Annotated in this window: 5 protein-coding genes; 2 read left to right on the forward strand and 3 right to left on the reverse strand. The window is 72.4% G+C overall.

Translation table 11 applies throughout. The features are described from left to right. Window positions 1-104: 104 nt before the first annotated feature. Complete coding sequence (locus tag GUY60_RS31580) at window positions 105-1,433, reverse strand: DUF2254 domain-containing protein (RefSeq protein WP_161704070.1); 1,329 nt, start codon at window positions 1,431-1,433, stop codon at window positions 105-107. Window positions 1,434-1,727: 294 nt separating this feature from the next. On the opposite strand from GUY60_RS31580, the gene GUY60_RS31585 reads away from it, so the two are divergent. Both GUY60_RS31585 and GUY60_RS31590 read left to right on the forward strand, forming a co-directional pair. Beyond that, window positions 1,728-3,629, forward strand: coding sequence for an alkyl/aryl-sulfatase (locus tag GUY60_RS31585; RefSeq protein ID WP_161704072.1), 1,902 nt, complete (start codon window positions 1,728-1,730; stop codon window positions 3,627-3,629). 7 nt (window positions 3,630-3,636) lie between these two features. Beyond that, window positions 3,637-4,851 (forward strand): cation:proton antiporter, encoded by a 1,215-nt coding sequence (locus GUY60_RS31590; RefSeq protein ID WP_161704074.1) that lies wholly within the window; start codon window positions 3,637-3,639, stop codon window positions 4,849-4,851. Between the two features lie 19 nt (window positions 4,852-4,870). On the opposite strand, the gene GUY60_RS31595 is transcribed toward GUY60_RS31590, so the two are convergent. Then, window positions 4,871-5,407 (reverse strand): potassium channel family protein, encoded by a 537-nt coding sequence (locus tag GUY60_RS31595; RefSeq protein ID WP_312866493.1) that lies wholly within the window; start codon window positions 5,405-5,407, stop codon window positions 4,871-4,873. A 118-nt stretch (window positions 5,408-5,525) separates the two neighbouring features. Then, the coding region (locus GUY60_RS31600; RefSeq protein WP_246235896.1) for an acyl-CoA dehydrogenase family protein at window positions 5,526-7,175 on the reverse strand (1,650 nt) is incomplete at its 5' end.

The raw sequence follows: 7,175 nt of genomic DNA on the forward strand, positions 1-7,175 counted from the left end.
ACCCCGGCCACCTCGGCCACCCGTCCCCTCCCGCACGACCACGGTTCCGTCGCCCCGCACCCGTACGGGCGGCGGAACCGTCACATGTCCCGGCGCCCCGCGCGTCACATCTCCCCGGCGCCCCGCACGTACGAGCCGCCGAGCCCCTGCCGGTCCGGGACCGACGCCACGCGGCTGAGCAGCGGGTCGGTCAGCGTCGCGGCGGCAAGGCGGTCGAGGGCGGCTCGCCGCTCCTCCACAACCGCCCGCCGTTCAGCGGGAGTTACCGCCAGAACCCGGTCGAGCAGCATGCGCAGCCGCCGTACGACCTGGGGGTTCAAGGCCCCGTACTGGACCGACTCGTCAAGCGCCAGCGAGACGAGGTCGTCCCAGTGCGGCGCGGGGCACAGGACCCGGGGCCGTCCCGTGTCGTCGGCAAGGCGTACGGGTCCCAGCGGGCGGGCGGCCAGGCGAAGCAGCGCGTCCTCGATCTGGTCGAGGGCCTGGACCGCGGTCGTGGGGTCGTTGATCGCGGGTGACAGGGCGCGGATCGCGATGTCGACGAGCAGGCGCAGCCCGTAGGCGGCGTCCTGCTCCACGGTGCGGCTGGGCCCGTACCGTACGCAGGCGGCGAAGCGGCGTACCGTACGCGCGTCCAGCGGGTGGGAAGAACCGGCGGGCTCGACGGACGCCACCGCCTCGCCCGTGCCGACGAAGTCCCCCACGGCGCGCAGGAGTTGGATGTGTACGTCGTGGCGGGCGGCGAGTTGGGTGAGGCGGCGTTCGTCGAGGGCGAGGAGCACGGACGGCTCGCCCTGGCGTGCCAGCACCACTGCCTCGCGCCCCGTACGCGAAGGCGGGCCGGGATCCGCTGGCGGAGGCGACGGACTGTCGGGCAGGGGCGTCGTCTGCTCGATGACGGTGCGCAGCCGGTCGCCGACGGCGCGGGCGAGGCCGCCGCCGGTGACCGCGTGCCGGAGCGAGCCGAGGAGGTACAGGACGGCGACGGCGTCACACAGGACGAGCCCGATGGCGAAGGTCACCGTCAGCCGGGGCACGTCGTCGCCGCGGACATGGCTCAGCGCCACGAGCGCGTACAGGGCAGTGCCGATGAGCAGGCCGAACAGCACCAGGTACCGGCTGAAGTGGCCGAGGGCGGAGACCAGTCGGGGCGACATGGACTGCACGGTCTGTACGACGAGGGTGATGGCCGTGACGACGAAGCCGGCCAGCGTGATCATGCTGCCCGCGATCGCGGCGAGGGTCGCCTGCGCGGTGGACGCGTCGAAGCTGAGGCCTGACACCGGCAGGTGCCGTTCCCAGCGCGGCACCAGCCAGCCGAGGATCGCCCCGGCGCCGACGAGGATCAGCGCGACGCCCTGGCTGCGTACCCGGCGCCCGCGCTGGCTGCCTCCGCTCGGGTTCGGGGGGCGGCTGCGGGCCTGCGTGTTCATCGGCCTCCTCATCGGCCCCGTCGTCGGCGGGTCGGCCGGGGCCGGGATGTCGAGCGTCGAACGTGTGCGGCGCTCGGGCCACCCGCCGTGGACCACTCGTGTGACCCGCACAGGCCGACGAGCAGGCCGACGAGCAGGCCGACGAGCAGGCCACAGCCTCCCGTACCGCACCGGGAACGCGCGTCGCCCGAACAGCCCCCACCTGGTGGTCGCCCCATCGGGCCGGGGCGAGGCTGGCACTGGCCGTGCCGGACAGGCGCGGCCTTGTGCCGCCTGCGTGAGGGAGTGCCGAGAATGCCGCAGAACAGCGACTCCAAGCCCGTCGAACCGGCCGTCCTGGAGTCGAACTCCGCCGTCCTGCGGCGCTTCCCCTTCGACGACGAGCGGGACTTCGAGGACGCGCGGCGCGGGTTCATGGGCACCGCCGACGACCCCCTCGTCAAGGACGCCGCGGGGCGCGTGGTGTGGGACCTGGAGGCGTACGGGTTCCTCGCGCGGGACTGCCCGGACACGGCCAACCCGAGCCTGTGGCGGCAGAGTCGGCTCTGCTGCGACCACGGCCTCTTCGAGGTCACGGCGGGCATCTACCAGGTGCGCGGCTTCGACCTGTCGAACATGACGCTCGTCGAGGGCGAGCGCGGCGTCTTCGTCATCGACCCGCTGCTCTGCGCCGAGACGGCCGCCGCGGGCCTCGCCCTGTACCGGAGCCACCGCGGCGACCGGCCCGTCACCGGCGTGCTCTACACCCACAGTCACGTCGACCATTTCGGCGGTGTGCGGGGCGTGTTGACCGACGCGGACGTGGCCGCCGGGGTGCCCGTCCTTGCTCCCCAGGGCTTCCTGGAGCATGCCGTGAGCGAGAACGTGTACGCCGGTACGGCCATGGGCCGCCGCGCCGCGTTCATGTACGGGGCGGCGCTGCCGAAGGGCGAGCGCGGGCAGATCGGCGCGGGCCTCGGCCAGACCACCTCGACCGGGAACATCGGGCTGATCCCGCCCACCCTGGACATCACCCGCACCGGGCAGACGGAGACCGTCGACGGCGTCCGGATGGTCTTCCAGCTCACCCCCGGCACCGAGGCACCGGCGGAGCTGAACATCCACTTCCCCGACCACGCCGCGCTGTGCATGGCCGAGAACGCCACGCACAACCTGCACAACCTGCTGACCCTGCGCGGCGCCCAGGTCCGCGACCCGCGCGAGTGGGCCCGGTATCTCACCGAGGCCGTCGACCTCTTCGCGGGCGCGTCCGACCTGGCGTTCGCCTCGCACCACTGGCCGGTCTGGGGCCAGGAGCGGCTGATCGGGTTCCTGTCCGAACAGCGCGATCTGTACGCGTATCTGCACGACCAGACGCTGCGGATGCTCAACCAGGGCCTCACAGCGGCGGAGGTCGCCGAGGAGATGGTGATGCCCCCGGCCCTGGAGCGGGCCTGGCACACCCACGGCTACTACGGCTCGGTGAGCCACAACAGCAAGGCCGTCTACCAGCGCTACCTGGGCTGGTTCGACGGCAACCCGGCCCATCTGTGGGAGCATCCGCCGACCGAATCGGCGCGCAGATACGTGGAGTTCATGGGCGGCGCCGACGAAGTGCTCCGGCGGGCGCGTGAGTCCTTCGCCGAGGGCGACTTCCGCTGGGTGGTGCAGGTCGTCAACCACGTGGTGTTCGCCGAACCCGGGCACGCCGAGGCCCGCGCCCTCCAGGCCGACGCCCTCGAACAGCTCGGCTACGGCAGCGAGAACGGCACCTGGCGCAACTTCTTCCTCATGGGCGCCCTGGAGTTGCGCCACGGCTCGGTCGGTACGCCCACCTCCACGGTCGCCCCGGACCTGCTTGCCGCGCTGACCCTCGACCAGCTGTTCGACGCGCTGTCGATCCGGGTGGACGGGCCGCGCAGTTGGGACGCGGACATCACGGTGCGGTGGAACCTGACCGACGGCGATCCGGTCACGCTGCGGCTGCGCAACGGTGTGCTCACCCATGTCACGGGTTCCGGCCCCGCCGCGGCCGAGCCGGAGCTTCAACTCACCCTGACCGAAGCGGAGTTGCGTTCCGTGCTACTCGGGACGGACTCCCCCGCCGAGCTCGCGGCGCGGCCCGGCGTGAAGGTGGTCGGCGACCTGGGCAGGCTCGCCGAACTCCTCGGCTTCCTCAGCGAACCCGACCCGGACTTCGCCATGGTCACCCCCTGAGCCGCCCATGACCCATCCAGGCACCCTCGTACTGATCATGGCGGCCGCCGTGCTCGCGCCTCTCCTCACCGAGGGCGTGGCCCGGCGACTGCGGGTTCCGCTGGTCATCTTCGAGATCGGCCTCGGCATCGTCATCGGCCCTGACGTACTCGGCCTCGCCCACCCCGACGAGGTCATCAGCACCTTGTCCGACCTGGGCCTGGCCATGCTGATCTTCCTCGCCGGGTACGAGATCGACTTCTCGGCGATCCGTGGCGGGACGATGCGGCGCGCGCTCTGGGCGTGGCTGCTCTCGCTCGCGGCCGGCATCGGGATCGCCCTGCTGATCAGCGGCGGCGCGATGTTCACGGCCTTCGTCATCGGCACCGCCCTGACCAGCACGGCCCTCGGTACGGTGCTGCCGATGCTCCGCGACAGCGGGGAACTGCGCGGCCCCTTCGGCACGGTGATGTCGGCGTTCGGAGCGGTCGGCGAGTTCGGCCCGGTGGTCGCGATGGCGCTGCTGCTCAGCGGCCGCAAGCCCGCGGAGTCCGCCGTCCTGTTGATCGCGTTCGCCGCGATCACGGCCGGCGCGGTGTTCTGGGCGTCCCGCCCACGACCGGAGTGGTTCGCCCGGCTGACCGAGAAGACCCTGCACAGCAGCGGCCAGTTCGCGGTCCGGTTCGTCATGCTGCTGCTCGCCGCGATGCTGGGCCTGGCCGAGGTGTTCGGCCTCGACATCCTGCTCGGCGCGTTCGCGGCGGGTGTGCTGACCCGGCTTGTGCTGCGCGGTACGGCGCCGGAGCACGGCGAGGAGGTCTTCGGCCGGGTCGAGGCGCTCGGCTTCGGCTTCCTCGTACCCCTCTTCTACATCGTCACGGGCATCGAGTTCGACCTGCACTCGCTGCTGAGCGGCGGGCGCGCGCTGGTGCTGCTCCCGGTGTTCCTGCTGCTGTTCCTGCTGGTGCGGGGCGGGCCCGTCTATCTGTTCGCGCCTCCCGGCCTCGCGCCTGGCGACCGGGCGGCGCTCACACTGTTCGCCTCGACGTGTCTGCCCCTGGTGGTGGCGATCACCACGATCGGCCTGGACCAGAAGGTGCTCGGCGCCGACGAGGCCGCCGCCATGGTGGGGGCGGCGATGCTCTCGGTGCTGATCCTGCCGCTGCTCGCGGCGCGGTGCCGTGGCGGCCGGGGCGCGAAGGGCTCGGCGTCGCTCGCGTCGACGGAGTCCGAGGCCTGGTGACGGCCGTCAGCCGCAGCCGTCAGCCACCGCGCTCCTTGCGCTCCGGGTGCTCCTTGCGTGTCTTCTCCTCGGCGTGCACGCGTACACGGCGGCTCAGCGCGGTCGCCGCGGCGGTCAGGAACACGACGCTGTACAGGATCTGCACGATCGCGACGAGCCGCGCGGTCTGGCCGAGCGGTGCGATGTCCCCGTAGCCGACGGTGGCCACCGACACCAAGGTGAAGTAGAGGGCGTCGACGCGCGTGCTGAGCCCGATGAGCTGGCCCGGCTCGTGCGCGAGCGCGTAGTACGCGGCGGCGAAGACCAGTACGGACTCCGCCATCAGGACGGCGATGACGAGCCCGGACCGGGGGTCCGGCAGGTCGAGTACGACATCGCGGATCTGCCGCAGGATCAGTACGGCGATGCATGTGAGCGCGAGCAGGAACAGGGTCCAGCTCAACCCGGGCTGGTCCGGGCCGAGACGGTCGAGCGGGAGCAGGAAGTAGCCCGTGACCAGGGCCGTCACCAGAATCACGGCGGTGACGGGCCGTCGCGGATGTAGCCGCAGCCCGATGCGCTTGCCGGGGCGGTCCGTTCCGTCGGGTACCTCTGGACGTCTCACCTCATAATTCTTGGCTCCCGCTCGCGGTCGCGCACGTCGTGGCGGCGCCACCGCACCACACGGCGGCGCGTCAGCCCGTAGCCCCCGGCGCACGCGCGATGACGGCCGCGAGGTCGACGCCGGTGGGGAGGGTGCCGAAGGTGGCGCCCTGCCCGTCGAGGCGGGACGCGCAGTACGCGTCGGCGACGGCGCCCGGGGCGTGACGTACGAGCAGGGCGCCCTGGAGGACGAGGGCCATGCGTTCGACGAGGCCGCGGGCGCGGAGTTCGGCGTCCTCGGTGCGCTGGAGCTCGGCGCGCAGGGACCGCCAGGCCGCGTCGAGGCGCGGGTCGGCGCCGAGTGCGGCCTCGACCTCGGCGGTGTAGGCGTGCAGGCTCTCGGGTTCGCGGGCGAGGGCGCGCAGCACGTCGAGGGCGTTGACGTTGCCCGAGCCCTCCCAGATCCCGTTGAGCGGCGCCTCGCGGTACAGGCGCGGCATGCCGGACGCCTCGTCGTAGCCGTTGCCGCCGAGGCACTCCAGGGCTTCGGCGACCGCGACGGGCTGGCGCTTGCACACCCAGTACTTGCCGACGGCGGTGGCCAGGCGCAGGAAGGCACGTTCGCCGGAGTCGCCGTGCCGGGCCCGGTCGGCGGCGCCGGCGAGCCGCAGCGCGAGCGTGGTCGCGGCCTCCGACTCGACGGCGAGGTCCGCGATGACGTTGCGCATCAGCGGCTTGTCGATCAACTTGGCGCCGAACACGGCACGGTGGCGTACGTGGTGGACGGCCTGGGCGAGCGCGGCGCGGGTCCCGGCGGCCGAGCCGAGTACGCAGTCGAGGCGGGTCATGGTGACCATGTCGATGATGGTCCGCACGCCCCGCCCCTGCTCACCGACGAGCAGGCCGACGGTGTCGTCGAACTCGGGCTCGCTGCTGGCGTTGGAGCGGTTGCCGAGCTTGTCCTTGAGGCGCTGGATACGGAACGTGTTGCGGCTGCCGTCGGGCAGGACGCGCGGCACGAGGAAGCAGGAGAGCCCGCCGGGGGCCTGGGCGAGGACGAGGAACAGGTCGTTCATCGGGGCGCTGGTGAACCACTTGTGGCCGCGCAGCCGCCAGGTGCCGTCGGGCTGCTCGGTGGCGGCGGTGGTGTTGGCCCGCACATCGGTGCCGCCCTGCTTCTCCGTCATGCCCATCCCGGCGAGCAGGCCGCGCTTGCCCTCCGGTGCGCGCAGGCCCGGATCGTATGTGCGGCTGGTGAGCAACGGCTCGTACACGGCGGCGAGTTGGGGGTTGTTGCGCAGAGCGGGTACGACGGCGTAGGTCATGCTCACCGGGCAGAGGTGGCCCTGTTCGACGCTGGTGACGAGCATGAAGTCGGCGGCGCGCGCGACATGGGCGCCGGTCCGCTCGTCCGCCCAGGCGGCACCGGCGAGGCCCGCGCCGACGGACAGGTCGAGCAGGGAGTGGTACGCGGGGTGGAAGTCGACCTCGTCGACACGGTTGCCGTAGCGGTCGTGGGTGCGGAGCACCGGTTCGAACCGGTTGGCCTCGTCTCCCCAGCGCTGCACCTCCGCACTGCCCACCCGACGCCCGAGCCGGTGCAGCGCGTCGAGGTGCCAGTCGGCCCCTTCGCGGCGTACGCCTTCGAGGAGTACGGGGTCGTCCGCCACGTCGTGACCGGTCAACGGCGGTGCCTGGTTGGTGACTTCGTGGGTACGGGCGGTGGGGTTGCTGTGCGGGGT

Origin of the sequence: Streptomyces boluensis (genome assembly GCF_009908195.1) — a bacterium.
GTDB lineage: Bacteria > Actinomycetota > Actinomycetes > Streptomycetales > Streptomycetaceae > Streptomyces > Streptomyces boluensis.

What these genes read in the sequence shown, in the direction of transcription:
- GUY60_RS31580 (WP_161704070.1), bottom strand. Translation starts at nt 1,433, where the DNA reads ATGAACACGCAGGCCCGCAGCCGCCCCCCGAACCCGAGCGGAGGCAGC.
- GUY60_RS31585 (WP_161704072.1), top strand. Translation starts at nt 1,728, where the DNA reads ATGCCGCAGAACAGCGACTCCAAGCCCGTCGAACCGGCCGTCCTGGAG.
- GUY60_RS31590 (WP_161704074.1), top strand. Translation starts at nt 3,637, where the DNA reads ATGACCCATCCAGGCACCCTCGTACTGATCATGGCGGCCGCCGTGCTC.